28 protein-coding genes are annotated in these 26,428 nt (G+C 65.4%); 18 read left to right on the top strand and 10 right to left on the bottom strand.

All coding sequences use genetic code 11. The features are described from left to right. Positions 1-56 precede the first annotated feature (56 nt). From bioB to MYCSP_RS12115, 3 genes are read left to right on the top strand one after another with little or no spacing between them, the layout of a single operon-like run. The gene (gene bioB / locus MYCSP_RS12125) at positions 57-1,085 is read left to right on the top strand and encodes a biotin synthase BioB (protein WP_083335823.1); all 1,029 of its coding nucleotides are present in this window, start codon (positions 57-59) and stop codon (positions 1,083-1,085) included. Further along, on the top strand, positions 1,082-1,333 hold the full coding sequence (gene bsaP, locus MYCSP_RS12120; protein WP_070910254.1) for a biotin synthase auxiliary protein BsaP: 252 nt from the start codon (positions 1,082-1,084) through the stop codon (positions 1,331-1,333). Before bioB ends, bsaP begins: the two co-directional genes overlap by 4 nt. Further along, entirely contained in the window at positions 1,330-2,097 is a 768-nt protein-coding gene (locus MYCSP_RS12115) for a DUF2567 domain-containing protein (protein WP_088413865.1), read from the top strand. Before bsaP ends, MYCSP_RS12115 begins: the two co-directional genes overlap by 4 nt. On the opposite strand, the gene MYCSP_RS12110 is transcribed toward MYCSP_RS12115, so the two are convergent. Continuing rightward, complete coding sequence (locus tag MYCSP_RS12110; RefSeq protein WP_083013361.1) at positions 2,081-3,577, bottom strand: malate:quinone oxidoreductase; 1,497 nt, start codon at positions 3,575-3,577, stop codon at positions 2,081-2,083. The genes MYCSP_RS12115 and MYCSP_RS12110 overlap by 17 nt on opposite strands. Before the next feature lie 66 nt (positions 3,578-3,643). Here MYCSP_RS12110 and MYCSP_RS12105 point away from each other — a divergent pair, with 66 nt between their 5' ends. Further along, on the top strand, positions 3,644-4,564 hold the full coding sequence (locus MYCSP_RS12105; protein ID WP_088415591.1) for a LysR family transcriptional regulator: 921 nt from the start codon (positions 3,644-3,646) through the stop codon (positions 4,562-4,564). Here MYCSP_RS12105 and MYCSP_RS12100 read toward each other — a convergent pair. Both MYCSP_RS12100 and MYCSP_RS12095 read right to left on the bottom strand, forming a co-directional pair. After that, positions 4,561-6,153: a hypothetical protein gene (locus MYCSP_RS12100; RefSeq protein ID WP_088413863.1), complete on the bottom strand. Its 1,593-nt coding sequence runs from the start codon at positions 6,151-6,153 to the stop codon at positions 4,561-4,563. The genes MYCSP_RS12105 and MYCSP_RS12100 overlap by 4 nt on opposite strands. Before the next feature lie 160 nt (positions 6,154-6,313). Next, positions 6,314-7,537 carry an FAD-dependent monooxygenase gene (locus tag MYCSP_RS12095; RefSeq protein ID WP_088413862.1) on the bottom strand — a complete coding sequence of 408 codons (1,224 nt, stop codon included), beginning with the start codon at positions 7,535-7,537 and terminating at the stop codon, positions 6,314-6,316. Between the two features lie 79 nt (positions 7,538-7,616). On the opposite strand from MYCSP_RS12095, the gene MYCSP_RS12090 reads away from it, so the two are divergent. Then, the gene (locus MYCSP_RS12090) at positions 7,617-8,156 is read left to right on the top strand and encodes a TetR/AcrR family transcriptional regulator (RefSeq protein WP_070910711.1); all 540 of its coding nucleotides are present in this window, start codon (positions 7,617-7,619) and stop codon (positions 8,154-8,156) included. Between the two features lie 6 nt (positions 8,157-8,162). Here the strand turns inward: MYCSP_RS12090 and MYCSP_RS12085 are convergent, their stop codons facing one another. Together MYCSP_RS12085 and MYCSP_RS12080 are read right to left on the bottom strand one after the other, a co-directional pair. After that, positions 8,163-9,485, bottom strand: coding sequence for a lipase family protein (locus tag MYCSP_RS12085; protein ID WP_088413861.1), 1,323 nt, complete (start codon positions 9,483-9,485; stop codon positions 8,163-8,165). 64 nt (positions 9,486-9,549) lie between these two features. After that, positions 9,550-10,245 (bottom strand): NUDIX hydrolase, encoded by a 696-nt coding sequence (locus MYCSP_RS12080; protein ID WP_088415590.1) that lies wholly within the window; start codon positions 10,243-10,245, stop codon positions 9,550-9,552. Positions 10,246-10,327: 82 nt separating this feature from the next. On the opposite strand from MYCSP_RS12080, the gene nadA reads away from it, so the two are divergent. The 3 genes from nadA to nadC are packed head-to-tail and all read left to right on the top strand — an operon-like array spanning position 10,328 to position 13,772. After that, positions 10,328-11,356: a quinolinate synthase NadA gene (gene nadA / locus MYCSP_RS12075; RefSeq protein WP_088413860.1), complete on the top strand. Its 1,029-nt coding sequence runs from the start codon at positions 10,328-10,330 to the stop codon at positions 11,354-11,356. After that, complete coding sequence (locus tag MYCSP_RS12070) at positions 11,353-12,912, top strand: L-aspartate oxidase (protein WP_088413859.1); 1,560 nt, start codon at positions 11,353-11,355, stop codon at positions 12,910-12,912. The genes nadA and MYCSP_RS12070 overlap by 4 nt, the downstream gene beginning before the upstream one ends. Continuing rightward, positions 12,906-13,772 (top strand): carboxylating nicotinate-nucleotide diphosphorylase, encoded by an 867-nt coding sequence (nadC, locus tag MYCSP_RS12065; RefSeq protein WP_070910247.1) that lies wholly within the window; start codon positions 12,906-12,908, stop codon positions 13,770-13,772. Before MYCSP_RS12070 ends, nadC begins: the two co-directional genes overlap by 7 nt. 3 nt (positions 13,773-13,775) lie before the next feature. On the opposite strand, the gene MYCSP_RS12060 is transcribed toward nadC, so the two are convergent. The 3 genes from MYCSP_RS12060 to MYCSP_RS12050 are packed head-to-tail and all read right to left on the bottom strand — an operon-like array spanning position 13,776 to position 16,487. Next, the gene (locus MYCSP_RS12060) at positions 13,776-14,810 is read right to left on the bottom strand and encodes an ABC transporter substrate-binding protein (RefSeq protein WP_088413858.1); all 1,035 of its coding nucleotides are present in this window, start codon (positions 14,808-14,810) and stop codon (positions 13,776-13,778) included. Positions 14,811-14,812: 2 nt separating this feature from the next. Next, a complete protein-coding gene (locus tag MYCSP_RS12055; RefSeq protein ID WP_070910245.1) occupies positions 14,813-15,688 on the bottom strand; it encodes an ABC transporter permease in 876 nt (291 codons plus the stop codon). After that, the gene (locus tag MYCSP_RS12050; protein WP_088413857.1) at positions 15,678-16,487 is read right to left on the bottom strand and encodes an ABC transporter ATP-binding protein; all 810 of its coding nucleotides are present in this window, start codon (positions 16,485-16,487) and stop codon (positions 15,678-15,680) included. The genes MYCSP_RS12055 and MYCSP_RS12050 overlap by 11 nt, the downstream gene beginning before the upstream one ends. Positions 16,488-16,629: 142 nt before the next feature. On the opposite strand from MYCSP_RS12050, the gene MYCSP_RS12045 reads away from it, so the two are divergent. Both MYCSP_RS12045 and MYCSP_RS12040 read left to right on the top strand, forming a co-directional pair. Then, complete coding sequence (locus MYCSP_RS12045) at positions 16,630-18,312, top strand: sensor histidine kinase (protein ID WP_235629473.1); 1,683 nt, start codon at positions 16,630-16,632, stop codon at positions 18,310-18,312. Continuing rightward, a complete protein-coding gene (locus tag MYCSP_RS12040; protein WP_083013232.1) occupies positions 18,309-18,977 on the top strand; it encodes a response regulator in 669 nt (222 codons plus the stop codon). The genes MYCSP_RS12045 and MYCSP_RS12040 overlap by 4 nt, the downstream gene beginning before the upstream one ends. Positions 18,978-19,029: 52 nt before the next feature. Here MYCSP_RS12040 and MYCSP_RS12035 read toward each other — a convergent pair whose 3' ends face one another. Next, complete coding sequence (locus tag MYCSP_RS12035) at positions 19,030-19,404, bottom strand: nitroreductase family deazaflavin-dependent oxidoreductase (protein ID WP_070910242.1); 375 nt, start codon at positions 19,402-19,404, stop codon at positions 19,030-19,032. A 156-nt stretch (positions 19,405-19,560) separates the two neighbouring features. Here MYCSP_RS12035 and hisD point away from each other — a divergent pair, with 156 nt between their 5' ends. Genes hisD through hisI form a run of 8 tightly spaced genes read left to right on the top strand, consistent with a single transcriptional unit; the run spans position 19,561 to position 25,987 of the window. Beyond that, a complete protein-coding gene (gene hisD / locus MYCSP_RS12030; RefSeq protein WP_088413856.1) occupies positions 19,561-20,940 on the top strand; it encodes a histidinol dehydrogenase in 1,380 nt (459 codons plus the stop codon). Then, entirely contained in the window at positions 20,937-22,064 is a 1,128-nt protein-coding gene (locus tag MYCSP_RS12025; protein ID WP_083013233.1) for a histidinol-phosphate transaminase, read from the top strand. The genes hisD and MYCSP_RS12025 overlap by 4 nt, the downstream gene beginning before the upstream one ends. Continuing rightward, positions 22,061-22,672 carry an imidazoleglycerol-phosphate dehydratase HisB gene (gene hisB, locus MYCSP_RS12020; protein WP_070910239.1) on the top strand — a complete coding sequence of 204 codons (612 nt, stop codon included), beginning with the start codon at positions 22,061-22,063 and terminating at the stop codon, positions 22,670-22,672. Before MYCSP_RS12025 ends, hisB begins: the two co-directional genes overlap by 4 nt. Next, entirely contained in the window at positions 22,669-23,319 is a 651-nt protein-coding gene (gene hisH / locus MYCSP_RS12015) for an imidazole glycerol phosphate synthase subunit HisH (protein ID WP_070910238.1), read from the top strand. Before hisB ends, hisH begins: the two co-directional genes overlap by 4 nt. Next, complete coding sequence (priA, locus tag MYCSP_RS12010) at positions 23,316-24,047, top strand: bifunctional 1-(5-phosphoribosyl)-5-((5-phosphoribosylamino)methylideneamino)imidazole-4-carboxamide isomerase/phosphoribosylanthranilate isomerase PriA (protein WP_070910237.1); 732 nt, start codon at positions 23,316-23,318, stop codon at positions 24,045-24,047. Before hisH ends, priA begins: the two co-directional genes overlap by 4 nt. 1 nt (position 24,048) lies before the next feature. Then, on the top strand, positions 24,049-24,864 hold the full coding sequence (locus MYCSP_RS12005; protein WP_083013234.1) for an inositol monophosphatase family protein: 816 nt from the start codon (positions 24,049-24,051) through the stop codon (positions 24,862-24,864). Then, positions 24,861-25,634 carry an imidazole glycerol phosphate synthase subunit HisF gene (gene hisF, locus MYCSP_RS12000; RefSeq protein ID WP_070910235.1) on the top strand — a complete coding sequence of 258 codons (774 nt, stop codon included), beginning with the start codon at positions 24,861-24,863 and terminating at the stop codon, positions 25,632-25,634. Before MYCSP_RS12005 ends, hisF begins: the two co-directional genes overlap by 4 nt. Further along, a complete protein-coding gene (gene hisI / locus MYCSP_RS11995) occupies positions 25,631-25,987 on the top strand; it encodes a phosphoribosyl-AMP cyclohydrolase (RefSeq protein ID WP_070910234.1) in 357 nt (118 codons plus the stop codon). The genes hisF and hisI overlap by 4 nt, the downstream gene beginning before the upstream one ends. Here the strand turns inward: hisI and MYCSP_RS11990 are convergent. Next, entirely contained in the window at positions 25,961-26,419 is a 459-nt protein-coding gene (locus MYCSP_RS11990; protein ID WP_070910233.1) for a peroxiredoxin, read from the bottom strand. The genes hisI and MYCSP_RS11990 overlap by 27 nt on opposite strands. Between the last annotated feature and the right edge of the window lie 9 nt (positions 26,420-26,428).

Genomic DNA, 26,428 nt, shown 5'->3' with positions numbered 1-26,428 from the left:
AACCTGAACACCGTTCAGGATTGAGTATCAGGTTTGTACCTAGTGAGGAGCGCTGCGTGACTGAGACAGCCGAGCTGACAGCCGCGACGGACGCCGACGTATTGGCCGTCGCCCGTGAGCAGGTGCTGGAACAGGGTGTGGGCCTGACGCAGGATCAGGTGCTGCGGGTGCTCCAGCTTCCCGACGATCGTCTGGAGGAGCTGCTCGCGCTCGCCCACGAGGTGCGGATGCGCTGGTGCGGCCCCGAGGTCGAGGTCGAGGGCATCATCAGCCTGAAGACCGGCGGTTGCCCCGAGGACTGCCATTTCTGTTCGCAGTCCGGCCTGTTCGCATCTCCGGTGCGCAGCGCGTGGCTCGACATTCCGAGCCTGGTCGAGGCCGCCAAGCAGACCGCGAAGTCCGGCGCGACCGAGTTCTGCATCGTCGCGGCCGTGCGTGGTCCCGATGAGCGGCTGCTCGCTCAGGTTGCCGCCGGTATCGAAGCGATCCGTAACGAAGTCGACATTCAGATCGCCTGCTCATTGGGCATGCTGACCCAGGAGCAGGTCGACCGTTTGTCGGCGATGGGTGTGCATCGGTACAACCACAACCTCGAGACCGCCAAGTCGCACTTCCCGAATGTGGTCACCACGCACAGCTGGGAAGAGCGCTGGGACACCCTCAAGATGGTCCGCGAAGCGGGCATGGAGGTCTGCTGCGGCGGCATCCTCGGCATGGGCGAGACCCTGGAGCAGCGTGCGGAATTCGCCGCGAATCTAGCTGAGCTGGAACCGGACGAGGTGCCGCTGAACTTCCTGAACCCGCGCCCCGGAACGCCTTTCGGTGATCTCGAGGTGCTGCCGGCCGCGGACGCGTTGCGTGCGGTGGCGGCGTTCCGTCTCGCGCTCCCACGCACGATGCTGCGGTTCGCCGGCGGGCGTGAGATCACTCTGGGCGATCTGGGTGCCAAGCAGGGCATTCTGGGTGGCATCAACGCGGTCATCGTCGGCAATTACCTGACGACGCTGGGCCGTCCGGCCGAGGCAGATCTTGAACTGCTCGACGATCTGCAGATGCCGATCAAGGCTCTGAACAGCAGCCTGTGACCAATAGTCTGTACCTCATGGGTACCGAACCGGTGGCTGCCGGTAAGTACAACGTGTACACCGGGATCGAGATCGATGGTGGTGCTGCCGGATCGGCGCTTCCGACGGCCGCCCAGTTAGGCCTTGAGCCTCCCCGCTTCTGTGCAGCATGCGGACGGCGAATGATCGTGCAGGTGCGGCCGGACGGATGGCACGCGAAGTGCTCGCGACACGGCGAGGTGGACTCCAAGCAGCTCGAGCAGCGATGAGCGCGAGCGAAGAGCCGCAGGTTCCGATGAGCGCGAGCGAAGAGCCGCAGGTTCCGATGAGCGCGAGCGAAGAGCCGCAGGTTCCGATGAGCGCGAGCGAAGAGCCGCAGGTTCCGGTCAATGTCATGGATCAGTCTGCCGCTCCGCGGCTTTCGCGCCTCGCCGCGGCAGGCATCGTTGTCGTCGCGCTCACGATCTCCGGTGTGCTGGTGGGAGCGCTCTGGAGCCTGATCGCGCCGGGAGTGCACGGAGCCATCGCCGACACCCGGGACAACGGCCGAGTGTTCGTGCACTTGGGCAATCAGGCTGACAACTTCTTTATCGCCACCACGCTGCTCACCGGAATGGCCACGGTGGTCGCGGTGATCGCGTCCGTGGCCGCTTGGCAGTGGAGGGCGCATCGCGGCCCGATCATGGTGGGCGCAGTCACGCTGGGTGCCCTGGCATGCTCGGCGGTCGCTGCCGGTGTCGGTGCCGCGCTGGTCAGGTTGCGTTATGGCGCACTGGATATCGCTGGCGCGCAGCTCGCCGAGGGGCACCGGATCAAGTATGTCGTGCAGGCCCCGGCGGTGTTCTACGGGCACACAAATGCGCAGATCGCCATCTCGCTCGTGCTGGCTCCGTGCTTGGCGGCGCTCGCCTACACGTTCTGCGTAGTCGCTTGTGCCCGTGATGATCTCGAAGCGTGGCCGCCCGCGCCGGTACCTGTCTACCGGATACCCGTGACGGTGCCACCGACCGAAGACGCTAACTCGACTGCCTAGTCCGGCCGAGTCGCAGTGAGTGGGCCGTCGCCCGCGTCGAGTCAGCGACGGCCGTGTCATCCCAGTCCAGTTCTGCGGCACCGGGAATCGCCTCCTCGATCGTCCTGTGCCAGGTTGAACACCATCGGTCGGGAAAGCAGCGCTGGAGCGCGTCGAGCATGATCGGGACTGCAGTGGACGCGCCAGGGGATGCGCCGAGCAGTCCCGCGATGGTCCGATCGGCGCTGACGACGAGTTCGGTGCCTTGCTGGAGCACGCCCACACGCTGGCGGTCCGGCGTGATGAGTTGTGCCCGTTGTCCTGCCGGCACAAGTTCCCAATCAGCGGGTTTGGCGGTGGGGTAGTACCGCCGCAATTGCCTGAATTGCCGTCGTGAGCCCGCGAGGGCCTGTGTGATCAAGTATGTGACCAATGTCAGATTCTGAATGAGGGCGGCCGCGATCACGTGCACGTTGTGCCAGCGCACGGTGCCGAAGAAGTCAACCCAGCGACCGTGTTTGAGCAGTTTGGTGCTGAACGTCGCGTACGGCCCGAACATGAGATATGGCCGTCCGTGCACCAAGCGTCGGTCCAGGTGCGGCACCGACATTGGCGGGGACCCGACGGGGGCCTGGCCGTACACCTTGTTCGCATGTTGGCGGGCCACGTCGGGATTCGCACACCGCAGGAATGCGGCTCCGACGGGCAGCACCGCGTACCCGTGCACCTCACGAACGTGTGCGCGCTGTAACAAGCGCAGAGCGAGTCCGCCGGCTCCGACGAACACCATGCGGGCTCGCATCGTGAAGCCGCCTTGAGGCTTTCGCCCGGTGAGGGTCCATGAACCGTCATGCTCCTGGCTGAGTGTGCGGACCTCGTGGCCCAATAGGATCCGACCACCGCGATCGGTCAGGATGCGTGTCAGCGCCGCGGTGAGTGCGCCGAAATCGATATCGGTCCCGTCGGGATGCAGGGTGGCGGCAATGGGTTCGTCGGGAGCGCGCCCGTGCATCACCAGCGGCGCCCAGCGCTCGATGGTGGCGTGATCATCGGTGTACTGCATTCCGGCGAACATGGGCTCCGTGCAAAGCGTTTCGTAACGTCGCCGCAGATAGTCCACATCCCGCCGACCGAATACCACGTTCATATGGGCCGCGGAGTGAATGAATGTCTCGGGTTCGATCAGCCCGGCATCGGCAAGGTAGGCCCACCACTGCCGGCTGAGGTGGAACTGTCGAGCGATCGCGGCCGGTTTGGCGCCGTCCGCGGGATCTGGCATGTAATTGAGTTCGCAGAATCCGGTGTGCCCGGTGCCTGCGTTGTTCCAGGGTCCGCTGCTCTCGGTCGCCAGCCCTTCGGCTCTCTCCAACAGCACAATTCGCCACTCGGGTTCCAGCACCGACAGCATGGAGCCCAATGTCGCTGACATGATGCCGCCGCCGATCAGTACCACGTCGGCATCGTCATGCGGTCCACCGGATGTGTTCGGGATCGTGGTCATGTCGTTCACCATCCACCCGGGGCATTCATTCCGTCCAATGAATGTTTTGCAGAGTACGATCCGATAATGGATCAATGGACATCGCAGCTGGCACCGCAGCTGCGCGCCTTGGTGGAGCTCGCCGCACACGACGGCCATATGACTCAGGCCGCGCTGGCGCTGGAGATGCCGCAGTCGTCGATGAGTCGGCGGATTCACGCGCTACAGGCGACGCTGGGTGTCCCGCTGCTGATTCACGACGGCCGAACGGTGCGCCTCACCCCGGAGGCGCATCGCCTCGCTGCCCGAGCGCGTGAGCCCCTGGCCGAACTCGACCACACCCTTGCCGAGCTCACCGGCGATGTGGATCCCGAGCACGGGACTGTGCGTTTCGGATTTCCCCTCACGATGGGATCGGGTCACGTCCCAGATCTCCTCGCCGCTTTCCGCCACCGGCATCCCGGCATCCGTGTGCTCCTCAAGCAGGCACACGGGATCGAACTCGGCGCGGAGCTGCTGACCGGGCACCTCGACCTCGCCGTGGTGATTCCTCCTCCAGAACGTTTGCCGCACTGCATGATCGGCACTCAGAACATCCGTATCGCGGTGCCCGCGGAACACCGATTCGCCGACGCGGCCGAATTGCGGCTCGACGAGTTGGCGGGGGAGACCTTCATCGCGAACCCGCCCAGCTACAACCTTCGGCAGCTCACCGAAACATGGTGCCGCGACGCGGGATACATCCCGGACATCGCCATCGAGGTCACCGAATTCGGCACCATCCGGGAGCTCATCAGTCGAGGTCTCGGCATCGCACTCTTGCCGCACGACGATCGCGCGGTGCCGGGTATACGCGAAATAACGATCGTCGGTGGCGACTATCGCCGTTCCATCGCACTGGCGTGGGGGAGCACCGCTCGTTCGGCACCCACTCGGCGCCTCAACGACTTTCTGCTCCAGAACTTCTCGCAGGCGGTTGTCAACCGGGTAGTGTCGCGCGGCGCCTAGTCGTGACCGCCACCACCGGACTTGGAAGCCCCACCGCCGGATGTGGACGAGCTACCGGTTGAGCCGGACGACTTGCTTGCCGAGTCGTGTGTCGAGGTGCTGCTCGGTGACTTCACGCCGGAAGTCTTGGGGTCGGATGACGCGGACTCCGACGGCTTGGTGTTGGACGGCTTGGTATCCGTTTTCTTGGTATCCGTTTTCCTGGATTCCGAGGCCGCGTCGGACTTCCCTCCGGTCGTCGTCTGCGAGATGGGGCCGCGGACGGTCCCCTGAGCGCTGACCGCGCCATGTTCGGTTGTGCTGGCGGTGGTAGAAACCTTCGACTTCACGATCTTGTCCGGTTTGTCCACGCTCACCGCCCCGGAAGCGTCCTGGGCGGGTTTGGTGCCGCCGGCTGCTTTGCCGGAAGGGCTCGGTGTGTCGGCTACCGCGGCCGGCGGTGTGGCGTCCTTGGCGGGGTCTTTGGGAGATTCCTTGGTGCCTTCGCCGATCTTGTCCTTGCCATCCGCTGCCGACTTGTCGCTCGTGTTCTTTACCTTGTCCACGCCGGGTGTTGTCTTATCGCCGGCGGGCGTTTTGTCCTCGGCTGACTCCTTGGCGCCCTGCGCTGTCGCGGCCTCCTTGGTGCTGACGGCGGCATCTGTCTGCGCTGCCCTGCCGTCTTCCTTCGCGGTTTCCTTGGCGACGTCTGGGTTGGTTTCCACTGCTGCGCCGGACTTTTCGGCGGTAGCTAGTTTCTGGTCGGTCTTCGTCAGGCCTAGTGCAGCGGTGAAATGTGCCTGTGCGTCCTGGAATGCCTTGGTGAACGGCGCCAGGGCATCGTGAACAGAGGTGGGCACCGCGCCGGCGGCATCTGTTGTCGCCTGGAGGGCCAAACCGGGCAGCGGTGGCAGTGGCGGCAGGAAGTAGCGGGCCTCCGCCCACGCGAAATTGATGACCGAGTTGACGATGTCGCTGCCGAACCGCCCGAACGAGTTGACGATGTTGGAGAAGCTGGGGTCGTTGATGATCGGGTCGACGAGGTTGTAGACAAAGCTGTTGGCGATGGGCCGCACCAGGTTGTCGTAGACGATGCCGATCTGCGCACTCACGAGTCCCCCGATCACGGGGATGAACCCGGCGCCCCACTGCGCGAGGTCCACGCCATAATCGACCCAATACTGGATGAATTGGTACGCCTGGTCGATGCCGTTGGTGATGGCGTTGGCGACGGTCGGCCCGGTGGCCGCTGCGGCGGCCGCGCCGGAGGAAGACGCCGCGGGGGCAAGGGGTTGAGCCGCTGCGCTGCGCTGTTGTACCGAAGGGGCGGGCAAGGCGGTGGGTGTCATCCGAGGCACGGTGGCGGGCGCGGCTGCTACGCCGGGCGCGGCCGACAACAGCGGAAGTGTGAGCGCGGGCAGGGGACTCGGCGGTGCCTGCGCGGTCGATGGCGTGAAGGCAAAGGAGCTCAGACGCACGGCGGTGGATCGGATATCGGGCAGCGAGATCGCCTGCCGCGTGGGTGGAGACACGGCAGGCGCGATGACCAGGGCGGTCGCGGTGATAGCGGCCATACCCGCCTTGAACAAGGGATTGGCGGTCCGGTCCATCTCACTCCTATGTGTTCATTTGTGGCGACCCGGACGTCAGCGTACGTGGTGTGCGGGCGGGTGCGTGGCATCCCTTGTCAGGCGGTGTCGTTCAGCAACCCGACAGCCGTGGCAGCCAATGACGTTCTGGCTCTTGTTGATCCGAACCATGGCTAATGTGCTAGGAGCGGATCAGGTCCTGGTAATCGCGGGGAGTGAACAGGTCGTGGATATTCACCCGGCGTGCTGCGACACACCGGGATGCGGCGCGGGCCAGCGGTGGTGGCAAATGACCGAGGATTCGTGCGCCGTGAACCAGAATCCACAGACCGAGGGAGCTTGTGGGAACCAGGGTGGATGACGCGGTGAGCGCGAGCTGACGGCTGCGGCCAACGTAGTCACCAAGAGCCGCTTCGTACGCGGGATAAGCGCGTATGTGATCACCTGCGGCAGCCGCGATTTCCCCGGCGAGTACGTACGCGCCGACTACTGCCAGACTGGTGCTGCCACCCACCGCGGGGCCCGGGCAGTACCCGGCGTCGCCGACCAGTGTGATTCGGCCCTTGGACCAGGTGGTCATGCGCAGTTGGGTGATGGAGTCCATGTAGAAGGTATCGGTGGTGTCCACCTCCGCGAGCATTCGCGGTACCTCCCAGCCGACGTCCGCGTACGCCTCGCGCAGCAGTGTCTTTTGTCGCTGCACATCGCGATGGTGGTACTCCAAGGGCTCAGGGGTGCGAAAGAGGAAAAACGCCCGCGCATCCGGGAGCTGCGCGGCGCTGTATATCCCCGCCATCCGATCGACCTGCGGGTACATCAGTGCCCTATCGCTGAGATCGAGATAGTTCGGTATCGAGGCGACCGCGAGATACTCTCCGAGCCAATGCGAATGGGCAGATTCCGGTCCGAACGCCAGGGTGCGGACGTTCGAGTGCAGCCCGTCGGCGCCGACCACGAGGTCGAATGTGCGCTCGGGCCCGCTGTCGAATGTGACATGTACACCGGCATCGTCTTCGGTGAGGGAGGCGATGGAATCGCCGAAGATGTACTCCGCGTTCGATGAGCCCGCGCCGTAAAGGATCTCGCTGAGGTCATCGCGCATGATCTCGACGTGGCGTTGTGATACCGCCGAAAAGATCAGCACCTCGGGAAGATCGATCAGGTCCGGCTTGCCGTCTCGGTGTATCGACAGAACTTCGGTGCCGGCCCGGTGCGCCTCGATCGGGTCCAGAATGCCCATCTTTTCGACGATGTCCATCGCGGGTTTGAAGAGGTCTACGGCATGCCCGCCCGATTTGCGCGGACCGGGGGCACGCTCGACGACGGTGACCTCAAACCCGTAGCGCGCCAGCCAAAAGGCCACGGTAGGGCCCGCGACGCTTGCCCCCGACACGAGTACTCGCATACGTCCCCTTACTTAACGATCGGTAAGTATGTCGAGCATACTGCTTACCGATCGGAAAGTCAGCGGTTACGATCGAGCGATGGTCTCTGAAGCACTCCCGGCAACGAGCACGAGGGAGCGTATCCAGGCGGTCGCCCGCGACCTCTTCGCGGAGAACGGACTGCGCAACACCAGCCTGCAAGACATCGCGGCACGGCTGCAGATCACCAAACCCGCTCTCTACTATCACTTCTCATCACGCGATGACCTAGTCCGGAGCATCGTCCGGCCGATGGTGGATGACCTTGAGGAGTTTCTGGCCGCCGCCGGCGGTTCGGCCGACACGCGTCAACTGCTGGAGGACTACTTCGATGTGCTCTGGGCCCACCGGGTTGTGTTGGGCATCATCGTGCGTGATCTGGCGACCATGGGGCAGCTCGAGTTGGGCGAGTGGATGATCGACTGGCGGCGCCAGTTGATCGGACTGCTCGCGGGCAGTAAGCCGTCGGCAGCTCAGATGATCCGGGCCACAGTCGCACTGGGCGGACTGTCGGATTGCACCATCGAGTATGCCGACCGCGCACATCGACAGGTCAAGAAGACCGCGGTGGAAGCGGCAATCGCCGCACTGAACAGCTGAGCTGCGCTAGAGGGAACGTCCGCCGAGCACCTTGGTGCTGATCCAGCCGAGCTTGAGCAGGCCGAGGTAGGTCGACGGCCTGAATGCCAGCGGCCAGCTGGTGTGACGCGGTCCGGCCGGCAGCGCTTCGCCGTTAAACCGTGCGCCGAGCCACTCCATCGACATGGGTGCGGACATCGGATGCAGCAGCATGTGCTCGTTGAGCAGATCGCGGTGATAGGCCACGCTGGCGCCGCCGCCGCGGTAGGTGTCGGCAAGCTCGTCGATGCACGAGGTCGAGATGATCTCGTCGTGCACGGCCTGAATGATGAGAACGGGCGGTGTCGGCACCGTCTTACCGAGTTTGGTGCTGTCGAAGACGTGCTGTACCTCGGGTGTCTCGAGGAGCTGGTCGAGCGGCTGATCCACCAGGTCGTCCATGTCCTTGAAGGCCATGGACGCGATCGCACGGAAGGTCGGCATCTCTTCGAGCTGTCCGAGGAATTCCTTGCCCTTGGGCGTCGCGTGCTCTTCGATCACGCGTTCAAGGCCCGGGTACACATGTGAAAGCGCCGCGACGACAAGACCGGGCAGCGCGGCGAACAGCCCGCCGTTCAGGCGGCGGAAGGTGTGGCCCAGATCGCCGACGGGAGAGCCGAGTACCGCCCCGGCGATCTCGAGCTCTGGGGCGTAGTCGGCGCTGACCTCGGCGGCCCATGCGGTGGCAAGGCCTCCGCCGGAGTAGCCCCAGAGTCCGATCGGTGCCCGCCGGGAAAGCCCCAGCCTGTCGCAGTTCAGTGCGGCCCGAAGTCCGTCGAGGGTGCGATATCCGGGTTCCTCGGGGGCACCCCAGATGCCGTCGACACCTTCGTGATCGGGAAGGGAAACCGCCCAGCCCTGGGCGAGCAACGCGGCGATCAGGAGCAGTTCCAGCTGGGCGAACGAGCCTAGTGCATGTGCACCCCGTCGCAGTGCGTACGAGGGAAAGCAGCGGTCGGTGACGGCGTCGATTGCGCATTGGTACGACACGATCGGTGTCGGTGTGGCCGGGTCTGTGTGCTCGGGCATGAGAACGGTCGTTACCGCAGCGTCGGCCTGCCGATTGAGGTCATTGCTGCGGTACAGCAGCTGAGTGGCGGCGAAACGCTGGGGGATCAGGCCGAGGAACGCCATTTCGACATCGCGGGTGCGCAGCACCGTGCCGGGGGCGGCGTGTTCGAAGCCCAGGGGTGGGAGATAGAACGGATCCTCGGTGGGCAGCAAGGGCCGCGCGCCGCGCACGAGCTCCTGATGAGGTGCTTCGCCGATCCACTTGACGTCACCGGAAATCGCCAGGTCGTGGGGTGCCATGTGTGCGCTCCCTTCAAGGTCCCTGGCATTCTTACCCTAAGAAGACTCTAAGAGGCTAGTCGGGTCAGCCGGGAGGTCGCAGTGCGGCAAATTCATCGGTGACGCGGTACCGGTCATCGGTGAATCGGTAGAGCGCTGCCGGGCGGCCGCCGCTGCGGCCCGATCGTGCGGTGGTCCCGGTCGGTGTCAGTACGCCGCGCCGCACCAGCACCCGTTGCAGGTTGGTGGCATCGACCGGATATCCGAGTGTCGCGCAGTAGATGTCCCGCAGCGTGGAGAGCGTGAATTGTTGTGGCGCCAAGGCGAATCCGATGTTGGTGTAGGACATCTTGGCCACCAGTCGGGTGCGTGCGTGCGCGACCATCACGTGATGATCGAAAGCCATCGTCGGCAGGCTGCTCACGCGGTGCCACTGGGTATCCGCAGGGAGCTCGGGTGTGGCGGGGAAGGGGACGAGCCCGAGGAACGTCGAGGCGATGGTGCGCGGACTGGGTACCCGGTTCGGTTCGGAAAACACCGCGAGCTGTTCGAGGTGGGCCAGCTCACGCACGTCCACCTTCTCGGCGAGTTGGCGCCGGATGGACGAGGGGAGGTCCTCGTCGGTGCGCACCCGGCCGCCGGGAAGGGCCCAGGCGCCCTGGTGTGGCTCCAGCGCGCGCTGCCACAGCAGCACGGCAAGCTCGGGCGTTTGATTGTCGCCAAAGTGACGCACTTGGAACACCACGGCTAACACTTCGTGTTCGGTGCTAGTATGGACCACGTTTTCGATCATAAGTCGAAAACCTCGGTCGTCCAAGCCCGGCCCGGCGCTCGACCGAGACCCGAGGCGCGAGGAGGCGGCCATGACCGCAGCTGACGTAGTACTTGACGGTGTGATCGACGGTCCCGGTGGATACACCGGGGTCGAGGGCGATGCCCGCTGGGCCGAGACGGTCCGCCGGCTTGCCGATCAGCGCGGCGCCACCTTGCTCGCGCACAACTACCAACTGCCTGCGATTCAGGACGTAGCCGACCACGTCGGCGATTCGTTGGCGCTCTCGCGAATCGCGGCCGAGGCCCCCGAGGACACCATCGTGTTCTGTGGCGTGCACTTCATGGCGGAGACGGCGAAGATCCTGAGCCCGGACAAGACGGTCTTGATCCCGGATCAGCGCGCCGGATGCTCACTTGCCGATTCCATCACCGCCGACGAGCTGCGGGACTGGAAGGCCGAGTTTCCCGACGCCTTCGTGGTGTCCTACGTCAACACCACGGCGGCCGTGAAGGCGCTCACCGATATCTGCTGCACGTCCTCGAACGCCGTCGACGTGGTCGCGTCGATCGACCCGGACCGGGAGGTGCTGTTCTGCCCGGACCAGTTCCTCGGCGCACACGTCAAGCGCGTCACCGGTCGGCAAAATCTGCAGATCTGGGCGGGCGAGTGCCATGTGCACGCAGGCATCAACGGTGACGAACTTGCCGGTCAGGCGCGTTCGCACCCGGATGCCGAGCTGTTTGTGCACCCCGAATGCGGCTGCGCGACATCGGCGCTGTATCTCGCGGGCGAGGGGGCCGTGCCCGATGATCGGGTGAAGATCCTCTCGACCGGCGGCATGCTCGACGCGGCGCGCGAAACCCGTGCACGTGAAGTGCTGGTGGCCACCGAAGTCGGCATGTTGCACCAGCTGCGCAAGGCGGCCCCCGACGTGAACTTCCTGGCGGTCAACGACCGGGCTTCGTGCACGTACATGAAGATGATCACGCCCGCGGCCATGCTGCGGTGTCTGGTCGAAGGTCGCGACGAGGTGCACGTGGACCCCGAGACAGCCCGGTTGGCGCGGCGCAGTGTTCAGCGGATGATCGAGATCGGACAACCCGGCGGCGGAGAATGACGTTGCCGGCGGGGACCACCTGGAGCACTGATGCAGATGTGGTCGTCGTCGGCGCGGGTGTCGCCGGTCTGGCGGCCGCGCTAGCTGCACACAGACGTGGCCGAAGGGTCGTGGTGCTCAGCAAGATAGGTGCGACTGCCACGCACTTCGCGCAGGGCGGTATCGCGGTGGTGTTGCCGGATACGGAGGATTCCGTGGAGGCGCACGTCCGGGACACGCTGGCGGCGGGGGCCGGTCTGTGCGACGCCGAAGCGGTGCGCTCAATCGTGTCCGACGGTTATCGCGCGGTACGCGATCTGGTGGCAGACGGCGCACGATTCGATGAAACACGCTCCGGGCAGTGGGCATTGACGCGTGAGGGTGGGCACAGCACCTGCCGCATCATCCATGCAGGCGGTGATGCGACCGGCGCGGAAGTGCAGCGCGCCCTCGATCATGCTGCGGCGATGTTGGACATCCGGCGCAGCCACGTGGTCTACGACATCCTGACCGGAACCGATGGAGTCGGCGGTGTTCTCGTCGGGAACTGCGATGGCCTGGGGGTGATCAGAACGGGTGCCGTGGTGCTGGCCACCGGCGGCCTGGGGCATCTGTATTCGGCCACCACCAATCCCGAGGGGTCCACCGGAGACGGGATCGCGCTGGGATTGCGTGCCGGTGTACCCGTGGCCGATATCGAGTTCATCCAGTTCCACCCGACGATGCTGCACACCCCGCAAGCCACCGGATGCCGGCCGCTCATCAGCGAGGCGGTCCGCGGCGAGGGGGCCATCCTCGTCGATGCTCGGGGAGATTCGGTGACCGGTGGCGTGCATCCGCTCGGTGACCTGGCACCGCGCGATGTCGTGGCCGGCGCCATCGCCCGCAGGCTGCGCGATACCGGGGACGACTGCGTGTACCTGGACGCACGCGGCATCGAGAACTTCGCGGGTCGATTCCCGACCATCACTGCCGCGTGTGCGACGGCCGGAATCGATCCCGCGGTCCAGCTCATTCCGGTGGTGCCGGGCGCCCATTACAGCTGTGGTGGCGTTGTCACCGATACCTCCGGGCAGACCGCGGTGGCCGGACTGTTCGCGGCCGGAGAGGTCGCACGTACCGGCATGCACGGAGCGAATCGGTTGGCTTCCAACAGTTTGTTGGAAGGTCTCGTGGTGGGCAGGCGTGCGGGGGAGTCCGCCGCAGCGGTGGCCGGCCGGTCTACCGTCATCGAGGACCGCGATCGCGCGCAACCGCGTCTGAGTCGGCGGCGGTTGCAGACGGCAATGACCCAATGGGCGTCGGTGCTCCGCGACGCCGAGGGACTCGGAATGCTCGATGCCGAGCTGTGTTCGGGCCGTGTGGCACCAGCCTCCACGCCACAGGAGGTGGAAGACGCCGCGCTCACCCTTACCGCTGCCGCGGTTGTTGCCGCAGCCTCGGCACGCACGGAGTCTCGCGGGTGTCATGCCCGCGCGGACTGGCCGGTGACCGATCCGCAGTTTGCCGTGAGTCTTCCGGTGCGCCGCGCCGCCGGTGGATGCGAGGTTGCGCTACCGTCGGGAGTGCCATGTTGACCGAAACTCTGACGGAATCTGAACTCGCCGAGGCACGTTCGGTGGTGCAGCGCGCTCTTGCCGAGGATCTGCGGTACGGCCCGGATGTCACGAGCCAGGCGACCGTGCCGGCCGACGCCGAATGCACCGCCTCGATGGTGACCCGTGCCGGTGGAGTGGTCGCCGGGGTCGATATCGCCCTCATCGTGCTGGACGAGGTCGTGGGCCCGGGGAACTATCGAGTCGAGAATCGTCTGGCAGACGGCACTCGAGTTGGTACCGGTGCGCCGCTGCTCACCGTGTCCGCGCCCACCCGCGATCTGCTGACCGCCGAGCGCACCATGCTCAATCTGGTATGTCATCTCTCGGGTATCGCCACCACCACCGCGGCCTGGGTGGACGCGGTGGACGGCACCAAGGCGCAGATCCGAGACACTCGCAAAACCCTTCCGGGGCTGCGACTCCTGCAGAAATACGCAGTTCGCGCCGGCGGCGGCGTCAACCACCGCCTCGGCCTCGGAGATGCGGCACTGATCAAAGACAACCACGTGGTGGCCGCCGGTTCGGTGGTGGCCGCGCTGCGCGCGGTACGCGCGGTGGCACCGGACATCGAGTGCGAGGTCGAGGTCGACTCGCTCGAGCAACTCGACGAGGTCATGGCCGAGGGCGCCGAGCTCGTACTGCTGGACAACTTCCCGGTGTGGCAGACCCAGGTGGCGGCGCAGCGGCGCGACGCTCGTGCTCCGCAGCTCAAGCTCGAGTCTTCCGGTGGGTTGTCACTGGAAACCGCTGCCGCATATGCCAAGACGGGCGTCGACTACCTTGCGGTGGGTGCGTTGACACACTCCGCTCGGGTGCTCGACATCGGTTTGGATATGTAGCGCCTAGTCGCGCGGCGCCGCTCGCGCGAACTCTGTCGTGTACGTCGCGGCGATATCGATCCGCTCCTTCACGGGCGCCACGTTCTTGGAGTATGTACCCAGGATCCGCAGTGCATTCTGGGCGCCTTCGGTTTTCATGATCCCGTCACCGTTGAACATGCCGATGGAGTCGGCGATGGACTGTAGATACAGGTCCCTGTTTCCGCCCGCGTACTGCGGCGGCATCTTGTCCGCGATCTGTGCCGGTGAATGTTGTTTGATCCAGCGAAGTGTTTGGACGAACGAGGTCACCAGCTTCTGCACGATCTCGGGATGCGTTTTCACCGTGTCGCAGCGCATGTAGAGAGAGCTTGAGGGGTACAGCCCGCCGAGTGCCCGGCGTGTGCCGGATTCGGTGCGCAGGTCGACCAGCACCTTGGCCTGGCCGGCGTTCACCATCTGCGCCACCGTCGGATCGGTGGTCATACCGGCGTCGATGCCGCCGTGATTCATCCCGGCGATGAATGTCTGGCCGGCACCGACCTTCACCCTGTTGTAGTCCGCCGTGGTCAGTCCGGCCTGGCCGGCCAGGGCTTGGGTGAGGAAGTCGGTGGACGACCCCAGGGAGGTGACCCCGAGATTCGTACCGCGGAAATCGGTGGGGGAGGTGACGGTGGCGGCGTCTCTGGCGGACACCAGCTCTACCTCGCCCGGCACGTCTGCCATCTGAACAACGGAGGTGATGCACTGCTCCTTGGCCTGCAGGTCGATGGTGTGGTCGTAGAACCCGACGACTGCCTGCACGTCACCCGTCAGCAGGGCGGTCTCCGCGGTGGCGCCGGACTGCTCGCTGAGCAGCGTGACGTCGATGTCGTTGTTCGTGAAGTGGCCAAGCTGCTGAGTGAGCATCGCCGGCAGGTAGATGATCTTCTCCAGCCCGCCCACCATGATGGTGACCTGCGGTCTGCCGTTGGCCATCGGGATGTGCCGCGAATCGCGGCACCCCGCACCGAGAAGCATCGCGGCGACAAGAACCAGCGTGAGTGCGAACTTTCTCATCGTCATACCCCATGACCTGAGTTCGACTGTGAGGGGCGCCATGTGAGCAATCGGGATTCGGCGATACCGATCAGCCACTCGGCGAGCAGTGCGACGACCGTGATGATGATCATGCCGGCATAGATGCCCGCGGAGTCGAAAGTGCCCTGCGCATTGCTGATCAGCAGGCCCAGGCCCTTGCTCGCGCCCGCGTATTCGCCGACGACCGCGCCGATGAGGGCGAAGCCGAATGCGGTGTGCAGACTCGAAAGAATCCAGCTTGTCGCGCTGGGCAGCACTATCGAGGTCAGAATGCGGGTCGGGCTGGCGCCGAGAATCCGGGCATTGTTGATCACGTTGCCATCGACCTCACGTGCCCCGGTGAACGCGTTGAAGAACACCGCGAAGAAGACAAGGACCACCACAGTGGCGACCTTCGAGCTGAGTCCTAATCCGAACCAGATGATGAACAGCGAAGCCAGCACGATGCGCGGAACTGCGTTGAGCGCCTTGATGAACGGCGCCAGCACTTCGGACCAGTAGCGGCTGCGGCCGAGCAGCACACCCAATGTCACGCCGGCGACGGTACCGATCAAGAAGCCCAGCACGGCCTCTTCGACCGTCGTGAAGATCTGCAGCCATATCGATCCGAATTGGGTTCCGATGGTGAACCACTCCACCAATCTCGCCCAGATCAGGGACGGCTTCGAATAAAAGAACGGGTCCAGCCACACCGTGGCCGCGAATTCCCACGAGACCAGCCATAGTACGACGAGGAGGGTTCGCAGGCCCCAGATCCGGGTCATGTTGCGGCGCTTGCTCTTACGTGCACGCAGCAAGATTTCCTCGTCAGTTTCGGCGACGGGCGCAATGGGCTGAATCAACAGGTCACGCGACACGGGACTCTCCCTTCGCGCGGGCTGCCTCGACCTGATCGCGCAGTGTTTCCCAGATCTCGCGGTAAATGCTGCGGAATTCGTCGGTGAGCCGTACCTCCTCGACATCGCGGGGGCGTGGCAGGGTGACCGGGAAGTCCCCGCACACCGTGGCCGGGCTGGCGGTCATCACCACAACGCGATCTGCCAACACGATCGCCTCTTCGAGGTCGTGGGTCACGAATATGACCGCAGCACCGGTACCGGACCACACCCGGAGCAGTTCGTCCTGCATGAGCTGGCGGGTTTGCACGTCGAGGGCGCTGAACGGTTCGTCCATGAGCAGGATCTCGGGTTCGTTGACGAGCGTCTGCGCGAGTGCCACGCGCTTGCGCATACCGCCGGAGAGCTGATGCGGGTAGTACTTCTCGAACCCGGCGAGGCCGACGGTGCGCACCCAGCCCGAAGCCTTCGCGCGGGCCTCGTCCCTGCTGGCGCCGCGATAGATCGGGCCGAGAGCGACGTTGTCGATAACGCTCTTCCAGGGCAGCACCGCGTCCTGTTGGAACATGTAGCCGATGCCTGGCGGGATGCCGGACACCTCCTTGCCGCGAACCAGCACACGCCCGGCCGAGGGTGGTTCCAGCCCGGACACCAAGGACAAGGTGGTGGACTTGCCGCATCCGGTCGGGCCGACCACCGCGACGAACTCCCCGGTGTTGATGTCGATGTCCAGATCCCGAACGGCGGTATGGATGCCGTCGCCCCTGTTCGAGGGGAACCGTTTGGTTGCCCCCCGAAGTTCGATGAGTGGATGCGTCATTGCAGGTCTCCTTCGGTTGCCGCTGGAGACCGAAGATAGGTGGTGGCCGTCACAGTTCTCTGCTTGTGCGCACTAGTCGCGCAAAACGCCGATTTCCTCAGTTTTGCGCATTCTGCGCACGGGCCTGCCTACGCTCTGGCCCATGGGTTCCGGGAGACGCACCGTGCTGCGATTGCGCACACAGGTGCTGCTCCTGCAGGTTGCGGTTGTTTTTCTGGCGCTGGGCCTGGCATTTGCCGTGCTGGCAGTGGTGGGCGATCGGCGGCTTTCCTCCGAGTACGGGCAGCGGGCCCTGGCGATTGCGGGCACGGTGGCGGCCATGCCCGAGGTGCAGGACCGGGTAGCCGAATACGCGCGGGGCACGCCGACCCCGGGCGCCGCTCTTACCGCCGAACTCTCGGACGGGCAGTTGCAGCGCATCGCGACCGAGGTGCAGGAGCGTAACGATGCCTTGTTCGTGGTGATCACCGACGAGCACGGCATTCGGTTGGCTCATCCCACTGAAGAACGTCTGGGCCACCCGGTGAGCACCGACCCCTCCGGCGCCCTGGCTGGTCGCGACGTCGTCATCGAGGAAACCGGCACGCTGGGCGATTCGGTACGCGCCAAAGTTCCCGTGCGGCAGCCTGGCTCGACAACCGTGGTGGGGGAGGTCAGTGTCGGCGTGTCCACGCTGGCGGTGCGCGACCGCCTGTTCTCGGATCTGCGGATCGCGGGCTGGATCGCCGGGGCGGCCTTCTTGTTCGGGATCGCGGGTTCGGTGCTCTTGGCCCGTCGGTGGCGCAGCCTCACGCTCGATCTGGAGCCCGCCGAGTTGGCCGAATTGGTGCGCGAACAGGATGCTGTCCTGCACGGGATCGGGGAGGGGGTGTTGGCCACCGACGTCGAAGGGCGGACCACCGTCGTCAACGACGAGGCTGCGCGCTTGCTGGGGCTGGGCGACGTCTCGGGCCGGCAGGTTGGCGATATCGGTTTGACGCCAAGGATTCTGGCGGTGCTTCGGGAAAAGTCCGGGGTTCCGGTGCTGGCGACGGTGGATGACCGCGTGGTCGTGGTGACGGCACGGCCCGTGGCCAGGCAAGGCCGCGAACTGGGAGCGGTGCTCACCGTGCGGGATCGAACGGATGTGGAATCGCTGACTCGCCAGCTGGACGCGGTGCAGTCGATGAGCGTTGTGTTGCGGGCCCAGCGACATGAATTCGCGAATCGCTTGCACTTGTTGAGCGGCCTGGTGCACGCACACCGGACACGGGAGGCGGCGGCCTTCCTCGACGAACTGCTCGGCACCGGCCCGCTGGGTACCGCGCTTCCGGACATCGAGACACTGGGTGATCCCTACCTGCAGGCCTTTGTCGCGGCGAAGACCGCGAATGCTCGCGAGGCGGGTGTGACGCTGTCGCTGGGGGATAACACCTGGGTATCGGGCACTCTTACGCATCCGGTTGACGTCACGACGGTGCTGGGCAATCTGATCGACAACGCGATCGACGCGGCACGGACCGGTTCGCAGCCCCGGCGGCGGGTCGAGGTGGAGGTGGTTCAGGACGGCTCGACGCTGCACATCGCCGTGGCCGACAGCGGTGACGGCGTCGCGGAATCGATGACGGATGACATTTTCGCCGAGGGAGTTTCGACAAAAGAGGCTGCCGCGGTGCCGGGTGGCCGCGGCGTGGGGCTGGCGCTGTCCCGTCAGATCGCCAGAGGGTTGGGTGGTGACGTGTGGTTGTCGGCTCCGGCGGGTTCCTCGGCGGAGCTGCCGGGCGCGGAGTTCATGGCGCGGATGCCGGCGGTCATGTCGGAGCACACGGGAAAGGAGACGGAATGAGCGAACCGGATATCAGCATTCTGATCGTCGACGACGACTTTCGGGTGGCCAACTTGCACGCGGGGATAGTCGGCGCGGTGCCGGGCTTCACGGTTGTCGAGACTGCCCACAGTGTTGGTGCGGCGCGGGATGTGGTGGCCAAGACCGCTGTCGATCTGGCATTGGTCGACATATACCTTCCGGACGGTTCCGGCGTCGAGTTCGTACGGGAATTACGGTGCGACGCGATGATCTTGTCCGCCGCGGCCGAGGGCGCAACCATCCGGCAAGCTCTGATCGCCGGGGCGTTGAGCTACCTGGTGAAGCCGTTTTCCAATGCCGCGCTGGTGTCTCGGCTGACTGCGTATGCGCGGTACCGGAAGATCCTCGCCGGCGATGAGCTCAGCACGGCCGAGATAGACGCCGCGCTGGAATCAGTGCGGCCGGTCGCGAGCGCCCCGCGCCCCGCCACCGTCTCTTCGCCGACCAAACGGCTTGTGCTGCAGGCGATTCGAGAATCACCCTCGCCGATGTCGTCGGCCGAGGTTGCGATGGCAGTCGGGATCTCGCGTGCGACGGCGCAACGCTATCTCGCCTCGCTGGTGGGGAATTCGGAGGTGGAGATGCGGTTGCGATACGGCACCACCGGACGTCCGGAGCAGGAGTTCCTCACCCCCGGGGCCTGACGTCGCCGCCCCCGGGACAGACGCTCGGGACCGGGGGCGTCGAACAGCGGGATTACTCCGCGATATCGGCCACGAACACGCCCGCCCGCTTGTTCAACTGACGGGTGGACCTGGTCAGCGCGGGGTCGCCCTGCCCCTGCTCCACGATGCGCGGATTGACCACACGGATCTGCTTGCCGCCGAACAGCCGGATATCGGCGCCGCCGGCGGCGATCACGTTCTTGGTCCAGTTGGTCTTGCCGTGGATCAGTCCAATGGATACCGAGTTGCCTTTGCGAAATGCGTTCACCGTGGTTTCGTACCTGGTGCCAGAGGTGCGGCCAAAGTGCGTGACGGTAGCGAAGGAAGGAAGGAAACGTGAGATGGGAGCCATCAGCGGGTTCATGTATTTGATTTGCGCGCGCTCAAGCCACTCGGGCATGAGCATGGGAACGCCGGGCTGATTGTTTGCTGACATCGATGTTCCGATCGTTGGGAAGTAGGTGCGGGTTTCCTCGTGCTGAGCTCCGGATGAGTCTAGTTAGACGTGCGTCACACACAACCGGTGACTGCGTGGTAAATGGTGTTGAGCAGCTCTGGGACAATGGCTTATGTGACTGACGGACCCACCCCATCGGACGCTCTTCGTGTAAGCGGCTCCTCGCTGCTTCGCCGTATCGACATGCGTGGTGCGAGCCTGTCCCCGTCCCATCTGCGTTCTGCCCTCCCGCGGGGCGGCACAGATGTCGATGCCGTGCTGCCGACGGTGCGCCCCGTCGTAGAAGCCGTTCGCGACCGCGGCGCCGAGGCGGCGCTGGAGTACTGCGCACAGTTCGACGGGGTCCGGCCCGCGACCGTCCGGGTACCGGCCGCTGAACTGGAGCGTGCCCTAGACGAGCTGGATCCGGCGGTCCGCGACGCGCTTGAAGTAGCCATCGTGCGCGCACGGGCCGTGCACGCCGATCAGCGCCGTCAGGACACGGTGACCACCGTTGCCGACGGCGCCACCGTCACCGAGCGGTGGGTACCGGTCGAGCGCGTGGGTCTGTACGTCCCCGGCGGAAACGCCGTGTATCCGTCGAGTGTCGTGATGAACGTCGTCCCGGCACAGACCGCCGGGGTGGGATCGCTCGTCATCGCCTCGCCGCCACAGGCGCAGTTCGGCGGTCTGCCGCACCCGACCATTCTCGCGGCCGCGCGCTTGCTCGGTGTCGAGGAGATCTGGGCGGTTGGTGGTGCGCAGGGTGTCGCGCTACTGGCGCACGGCGGTACCGATACCGACGACAACGAGCTGGCACCCGTCGACATGATCACCGGACCCGGCAACATTTACGTGACCGCGGCCAAGCGGTTGTGCCGCTCGCTGGTGGGCATCGATGCCGAGGCAGGCCCCACCGAGATCGCGATCCTCGCCGACGAGACCGCCGACCCGGTGCACGTGGCCGCCGACCTGATCAGCCAGGCCGAACACGATGTACTGGCGGCGAGTGTGCTCGTCACCACCAGCGAGACGCTGGCCGATGCCGTGGTGACAGAGACGGCCGCACAATTGCGGGCGACGGTGCACGCCGAGAGAGTGACCGCCGCCTTGACCGGCCCCCAATCGGGGATTGTCCTGGTCGACGACATCAGCGCCGGAATCAAGGTCGTCAATGCTTACGCGGCCGAACATCTGGAAATTCAGACGGCCGAGCCGGTCCCGGTGGCCGCACGGGTCCGTAATGCCGGGGCGATCTTCCTGGGTCCGTGGTCTCCGGTCAGTCTCGGCGACTACTGCGCCGGGTCCAATCACGTGTTGCCCACCGCCGGATGCGCGCGGCACTCCAGTGGGTTGTCTGTACAGACCTTTCTGCGCGGCATCCACATCGTGGACTACACCGAGGCCGCCCTCAAAGAGGTTTCCGGGCACGTGATCACGCTCGCCAACGCCGAGAATCTGCCCGCGCACGGGGAGGCCGTTCGTCGCAGGTTCGAGCGATCATGAGTGGCCTGATCGGCGGTGCGGCCCGACTGGAGGACCTGCCGCTGCGAGAGGGCCTGCGCGGCAAGAGTCCTTACGGCGCACCACAGCTGACCGTGCCGGTGCGGCTGAACACGAACGAGAATCCGCACGAACCATCGGCCGGCCTCGTCGACGATGTGGCGGATTCGGTGCGATTGGTTGCCGCGGCTCTGCATCGTTATCCGGATCGGGATGCGGTGGCCTTGCGTGCGGACCTGGCCGGGTATCTGACGGAGCAGACGGGCGTGCCCGTTGCCACCGAGAATGTCTGGGCGGCAAACGGTTCCAATGAGGTGCTGCAACAACTATTGCAGGCCTTCGGGGGGCCGGGCCGCAAGGCGTTGGGGTTCACGCCGTCCTACTCGATGCACCCCATCATCTCCGACGGAACCCAGACCGAATGGCTGCAGGCGCAGCGCTCGGAGGATTTCTCGCTGGATATCAGCGCGGCCGTCGCGGCGGTGCGGGAGCGTCAGCCCGACGTCGTGTTCGTGACGAGCCCTAACAACCCGACGGGACAGTCTGTTCCGCTGGAGGATCTGCGCCAGCTCCTCGACGCGGCTCCCGGGGTGGTGATTCTGGACGAGGCCTATGGCGAATTCTCTGCGGCGCCCAGCGGGATCACTCTGATCGACGAGTATCCGGCGAAGCTGATCGTGAGCCGGACCATGAGCAAGGCCTTCGCCTTTGCGGGTGGACGGCTCGGCTACCTGGTGGCGGCGCCGGCGGTCATCGACGCGCTGTTGTTGGTGCGGTTGCCGTATCACCTCTCGGTGCTCACCCAGGCTGCCGCTCGCGCCGCCGTGAAACACCGCGCCGAAACCCTCGGAAGTGTCGCGACGTTGGTTGCGGAGCGTATCCGGGTTTCTGATGCGTTGTCGGCCAGCGGATTCCGCGTCATTCCCAGCGATGCCAACTTCATCCTCTTCGGCCGGTTCGCCGATTCCGCGGTGAGCTGGCAGCGGTACCTCGATGCCGGTGTACTCATTCGGGACGTAGGGATACCCGGTTACCTGCGCGTCACCGTCGGGTTGGCGAGCGAGAATGACGTGTTCTTGAAAGTCAGCGACAGCCTGGCTGTGACGGACCTGGAAGGAGAGTCATGACTGATCGCGTCGCGCGGATTGCCCGTGCCACCCGTGAGTCGGACATCGTGGTCGAACTGAACCTGGACGGAACCGGCCAGGTGCACATCGACACCGGCGTGCCGTTCTATGACCATATGCTCACCGCGCTGGGCACCCACGCCAGTTTCGATCTGAAGATCACGGCCAAGGGCGACACCGAGATCGAGGCCCACCACACGGTGGAGGACACAGCCATCACGCTGGGACAGGCACTCGCGGAGGCTCTGGGGGACAAGAAGGGAATCCGCCGGTTCGGCGATGCCTTCATCCCGATGGACGAGACGTTGGCCCACGCCGTGGTGGATGTATCGGGCCGCCCCTACTGTGTGCACACCGGCGAACCGGAACACCTGCTGCACACCACCATTGCAGGCTCCTCGGTTCCGTATCACACCGTCATCAACGCGCACGTGTTCGAGTCGTTGGCGCTCAACGCCCGGATCGCGCTGCATGTCCGCACCTTGTACGGTCGCGACCCGCACCACATCACCGAGGCTCAGTACAAGGCGGTGGCCCGTGCGCTGCGCCAAGCCGTCGAGCCCGATCCTCGCGTGACCGGCGTGCCGTCGACCAAGGGCAGCCTGTGACGGGTGCGGGGCCGAAGGTCGTTGTCCTCGACTACGGTTCGGGAAACCTCAGGTCGGCGCAACGTGCGCTGGAACGGGTGGGCGCGGACGTCACGGTGACCGCCGATGCCAATGCCGCGCTGAACGCCGACGGCCTGGTGGTCCCCGGAGTGGGTGCTTTCGCGGCATGCATGGAGGGACTGCGCGGCATCGACGGTGAGCGCATCATCGACATCCGGCTCTCCGGCGGCCGTCCGGTGCTCGGTATCTGCGTCGGTATGCAGATTCTGTTCAGCCATGGGATCGAGTTCGGCGTCGACACGCAGGGATGCGGCCAGTGGCCCGGCGTGGTCAGTCGCCTGGATGCTCCGGTGATACCGCACATGGGGTGGAACACCGTCGAGGCGGCGCCAGGGTCTGAGCTGTTCGCTGGCCTGGATGCGGACAGCCGCTTCTATTTCGTGCACTCGTACGCCGTGCAGAAGTGGGAGCTGGAAACGCCGAGCGAGTCACCGATCGCCAAGCCGCTGGTGACCTGGGCAACTCATCATGTTCCGTTTATCGCGGCGGTGGAGAATGGGCCACTTGCTGCCACCCAGTTCCATCCGGAGAAGAGTGGCGATGCGGGGGCCGTGTTGTTGAGTAATTGGGTGAAGGGAATCTCTTGAGTCTCGTTCTATTGCCGGCGGTCGACGTCGCCGACGGTCAAGCCGTGCGCCTCGTGCAGGGTAAAGCGGGTAGTGAAACCACGTACGGCTCGCCGCGCGATGCGGCGATGGCGTGGCAGAACGACGGTGCCGAGTGGGTTCACCTGGTGGACCTCGATGCGGCATTCGGTCGTGGTTCCAACCGCGAGCTGCTCGCACAGGTGGTGGGTGAGCTCGACGTCAAGGTGGAGCTGTCGGGCGGTATTCGCGACGACGAGTCGTTGACCGCGGCATTGGCCACCGGCTGTGCGCGGGTCAATCTCGGCACCGCAGCACTGGAGGACCCGCAGTGGTGTGCCTCGGCGATCGCCCGGCACGGCGAACGCGTGGCCGTGGGGCTGGATGTCCAAATCGTCGACGGTGAACACCGCCTGCGTGGCCGGGGCTGGGTCAGCGATGGCGGCGACCTCTGGGAGGTTCTTGAACGTCTACGCGCACAAGGTTGTTCACGCTACGTGGTGACCGACGTGACCAAGGACGGCACCCTCACCGGGCCGAACCTCGAGCTGCTGGCACAGGTCGCGGGTGTCGCGAACGCTCCCGTCATCGCTTCCGGCGGGGTATCGAGCCTGGACGACCTGCGTGCCATCGCGGAATTGACCGGCGCAGGCATCGAGGGCGCAATTGTCGGTAAGGCTCTGTACGCGGGGCGTTTCACCCTGCCCGATGCGATAGCCGCCGTTTCCTGACATGCCCACGACCGCTGAACTGGAAGCGCTGGTACGCGAGGCGTCCGTGATTCTGGATGCGGCGGCTCAGCGCTTTGTGGCCGGGCATGGGGCCGATGGTGTGGTGTTCAAGGGCGGCAAGGACTTCGCCACCGAGGAAGATCTGGCCATCGAGCGGATGGTGGTCGAAGCACTGACCGAGCGCACCGGAATCGGTGTACACGGAGAAGAATTCGGTGGCCCTCCAGTGGATTCCGGGCTGGTCTGGGTGGTCGACCCCATCGATGGCACCGTCAACTACGCGGCCGGCTCGCCGATGGCCGCGATCCTGTTGGGTCTGATGTCCGACGGCGTTCCGGTGGCGGGTTTGACCTGGTTGCCGTTCATGGGGGAGAAGTACACCGCGGTCGCTGGAGGCCCGCTGATGCGCAATGGCGTTGCGATGCCTCCGCTGCCGCCTGCCGATCTCGCGGACGTGGCAGTGGGCCTGGGCACCTTCAACGTCGATTGGAAGGGTCGGGTACCCGGCCGCTACCGGCTGACGGTGCTGGAGAAACTGAGCCGCGTCACGTCTCGGCTGCGGATGCACGGCAGCACCGGAATCGATTTGGCGTTCACTGCGGGCGGGATCTTGGGCGCAGCGGTGAGTTTCGGTGCGCACGTGTGGGATCACGCCGCCGGAATCGCCTTGGTGCAGGCCGCCGGCGGTCACGCGACCGACCTCGCCGGTAAGCCGTGGACACCGGAGTCGCCGTCGGTGTTGGTGGCCTCGCCCGGCGTGCACGAACAGATCCTGGCAGTGCTGGCCGAGGTCGGAGATCCGGAGGACTACCGATGAGTGTTGCTACCCGTGTCATCGCCTGCCTGGACGTCGACGACGGTCGAGTGGTCAAGGGCGTCAACTTCGAAAACCTGCGGGATGCGGGGGATCCGGTCGAGCTGGCCGCGGCGTACGACGCCGAGGGCGTGGACGAGCTCACCTTCCTGGACGTCACGGCGTCCTCGTCAGGACGGGCCACCATGCTGGATGTGGTCCGGCGCACCGCCGAGCAGGTGTTCATTCCCCTGACGGTCGGTGGCGGTGTGCGGTCGGTCGACGATGTCAACGTGCTGCTGCGTGCCGGTGCGGACAAGGTTGGGGTGAATACCGCGGCCATCGCGCGTCCGGAACTGCTGGCGGAGTTGGCGCAGCGATTCGGATCGCAGTGCATCGTGCTGAGCGTCGACGCACGCCGAGTCCGCGAGGGCGATGCGCCCACACCGTCGGGGTGGGAGGTGACCACGCATGGCGGACGCCGGGGCACCGGCATCGATGCGATCGAATGGACATGTCGCGGAGCAGAGTTGGGTGTAGGGGAGATCTTGCTCAATTCCATGGATGCCGATGGAACCAAGGCGGGATTCGATCTGCAGATGATTGCCGCGGCGCGTGCCGCGGTCGACGTTCCGGTGATCGCCAGCGGCGGCGCAGGTGCAGTGGGACATTTCGCGCCCGCGGTGAAGGCCGGCGCCGACGCGGTGCTGGCGGCCAGCGTTTTCCATTTCCGGGAACTGACCATCGGCGAGGTGAAGGCGGCGATGGCCGCAGAGGGGATCACGGTGCGATGACCGAGCTGGATCCCGGGATTGCCGCGCGCCTGAAACGCGATGCGGCAGGTCTGGTGACCGCGGTGGTTCAGGAACACGGCACCGGCACCGTGCTGATGGTGGCGTGGATGAACGACGAGGCCTTGGCCCTGACGTTGTCCACCCGGCAGGGCACCTACTTCTCGCGTTCTCGCCAGCGGCTATGGGTCAAGGGCGAGACCTCGGGGCACACCCAGTATGTGCACTCGGTGCGGCTGGACTGCGACGGGGACACGCTGGTTCTGGAAGTCGATCAAACCGGACCGGCGTGCCACACCGGTGCGCACAGCTGCTTCGATGCCGACGAGCTACTTGCGGGCGCGGAGGAACTCTAGGGCCTTGTCCGCGTGGGCGTTCATGTTCAGTTCGCTGGCGAAGACCTCGAGCACCGTTTTGTCGGTGCCGATGATGAACGTGGTCCGCTTGACCGGGGCGAGCTTTCCCAACAGGCCGCGCTTGACGCCGAAGGCCGTGGAAACCTTGCCGCCGGTGTCCGAGAGCAGCGGGTAGTCGAACTTGCGCTTATCGGCGAAGTCGGCCTGCTTCTCCACCGAGTCGACGCTGATGCCCACCCGCGAGGCGCCCACTTCCTTGAATTCGCTTGCCAGATCCCGGAAATGGCAGGCCTCGGCGGTGCAGCCGGGGGTATTGGCGGCGGGGTAGAAGAAGAGCACGACAGGGCCGTCGGCCAGCAGAGCCGACAGGCTGCGGGTGGTTCCGGTCTGATCCGGAAGCTCGAAGTCGGCGACGCGATCACCAGGTTTCATGAGTCGAAC

The sequence above is a fragment of the Mycobacteroides saopaulense genome, from assembly GCF_001456355.1.
GTDB classification, from domain to species: Bacteria; Actinomycetota; Actinomycetes; order Mycobacteriales; family Mycobacteriaceae; genus Mycobacterium; species Mycobacterium saopaulense.
The sequence above is the reverse complement of the archived record's forward strand: the minus strand, read 5'-3'. Positions and strand labels throughout refer to the sequence as shown.

Coding starts and splice junctions, on each gene's coding strand:
- MYCSP_RS12115 (WP_088413865.1), top strand. CDS start 1,330: ATGAGCGCGAGCGAAGAGCCGCAGGTTCCGATGAGCGCGAGCGAAGAG.
- MYCSP_RS12110 (WP_083013361.1), bottom strand. CDS start 3,577: ATGACCACGATCCCGAACACATCCGGTGGACCGCATGACGATGCCGAC.
- MYCSP_RS12105 (WP_088415591.1), top strand. CDS start 3,644: ATGGATCAATGGACATCGCAGCTGGCACCGCAGCTGCGCGCCTTGGTG.
- MYCSP_RS12100 (WP_088413863.1), bottom strand. CDS start 6,153: ATGGACCGGACCGCCAATCCCTTGTTCAAGGCGGGTATGGCCGCTATC.
- MYCSP_RS12095 (WP_088413862.1), bottom strand. CDS start 7,537: ATGCGAGTACTCGTGTCGGGGGCAAGCGTCGCGGGCCCTACCGTGGCC.
- MYCSP_RS12090 (WP_070910711.1), top strand. CDS start 7,617: ATGGTCTCTGAAGCACTCCCGGCAACGAGCACGAGGGAGCGTATCCAG.
- MYCSP_RS12085 (WP_088413861.1), bottom strand. CDS start 9,485: ATGGCACCCCACGACCTGGCGATTTCCGGTGACGTCAAGTGGATCGGC.
- nadA (WP_088413860.1), top strand. CDS start 10,328: ATGACCGCAGCTGACGTAGTACTTGACGGTGTGATCGACGGTCCCGGT.
- MYCSP_RS12070 (WP_088413859.1), top strand. CDS start 11,353: ATGACGTTGCCGGCGGGGACCACCTGGAGCACTGATGCAGATGTGGTC.
- nadC (WP_070910247.1), top strand. CDS start 12,906: ATGTTGACCGAAACTCTGACGGAATCTGAACTCGCCGAGGCACGTTCG.
- MYCSP_RS12060 (WP_088413858.1), bottom strand. CDS start 14,810: ATGAGAAAGTTCGCACTCACGCTGGTTCTTGTCGCCGCGATGCTTCTC.
- MYCSP_RS12050 (WP_088413857.1), bottom strand. CDS start 16,487: ATGACGCATCCACTCATCGAACTTCGGGGGGCAACCAAACGGTTCCCC.
- MYCSP_RS12045 (WP_235629473.1), top strand. CDS start 16,630: ATGGGTTCCGGGAGACGCACCGTGCTGCGATTGCGCACACAGGTGCTG.
- MYCSP_RS12040 (WP_083013232.1), top strand. CDS start 18,309: ATGAGCGAACCGGATATCAGCATTCTGATCGTCGACGACGACTTTCGG.
- MYCSP_RS12035 (WP_070910242.1), bottom strand. CDS start 19,404: ATGCTCATGCCCGAGTGGCTTGAGCGCGCGCAAATCAAATACATGAAC.
- hisD (WP_088413856.1), top strand. CDS start 19,561: ATGGCTTATGTGACTGACGGACCCACCCCATCGGACGCTCTTCGTGTA.
- MYCSP_RS12025 (WP_083013233.1), top strand. CDS start 20,937: ATGAGTGGCCTGATCGGCGGTGCGGCCCGACTGGAGGACCTGCCGCTG.
- hisB (WP_070910239.1), top strand. CDS start 22,061: ATGACTGATCGCGTCGCGCGGATTGCCCGTGCCACCCGTGAGTCGGAC.
- MYCSP_RS12005 (WP_083013234.1), top strand. CDS start 24,049: ATGCCCACGACCGCTGAACTGGAAGCGCTGGTACGCGAGGCGTCCGTG.
- hisF (WP_070910235.1), top strand. CDS start 24,861: ATGAGTGTTGCTACCCGTGTCATCGCCTGCCTGGACGTCGACGACGGT.
- hisI (WP_070910234.1), top strand. CDS start 25,631: ATGACCGAGCTGGATCCCGGGATTGCCGCGCGCCTGAAACGCGATGCG.
- MYCSP_RS11990 (WP_070910233.1), bottom strand. CDS start 26,419: ATGAAACCTGGTGATCGCGTCGCCGACTTCGAGCTTCCGGATCAGACC.